This is a genomic window from Myxococcus sp. AM009, assembly GCF_013372605.1.
Taxonomy (GTDB): domain Bacteria; phylum Myxococcota; class Myxococcia; order Myxococcales; family Myxococcaceae; genus Myxococcus; species Myxococcus vastator.
This window is the reverse complement of record NZ_JABXEP010000395.1, coordinates 1-536: the sequence shown is the minus strand read 5'-3', so window position 1 is coordinate 536 and position 536 is coordinate 1. Positions and strand designations below refer to the sequence as shown.

General features: G+C 77.1%; 1 pseudogene. It reads left to right on the top strand.

What is annotated here, in order from left to right:
• Positions 1-536: pseudogene (locus tag HV824_RS36055) on the top strand (hypothetical protein); the annotation flags it as partial.

Genomic DNA, 536 nt, shown 5'->3' with positions numbered 1-536 from the left:
GGAGCGCCCGGTGGGGGGGTGGGAGCTGGCCGTCAATCAGCTCGCGGGTGGGGTGAAGCCTCCCGACGTGAAGTGGCGACGCCCGGCCGCCGCGCTCGCGGGCGCGGTGCTGTTCGCGGCGGCGGGCTTCCTGTTGCCCTTGTCCGCGCCACGAGGCCGCGCCGTGAATGCCGCCGCCGCGGCGAAGGTGGCCGCGGTCCAGGCACAGGCGGAGGCGCTCGCCAAGGAGGAGGTGCTGGAAGAGGCTGTCGAGGACGAGCTGCGGCGCCTGGCCGAAGAGGTCGCCGAGGGCCGCTTCGACGCTGGAGACTGGGAGGCCGCCGACGCGCTGGAGAAGCGGCTGTCCGAGCAGGCCGCGGAGGCCGCCGCGCAGCTGGCCCAGGCCGCCCAGGCCGCGCGGGCGTTGGAGGATGCGCTGGGCGCCGCGGGAGGCGCCGAGGCCGCCACGCGTGAGCGCGAGGCGTTGGAGCAGGCGCTGATGGCGCTGGAGGGCGGCGAAGAGGGCGGCGCGTCCGACGACGCGGAGGGTACGGGGG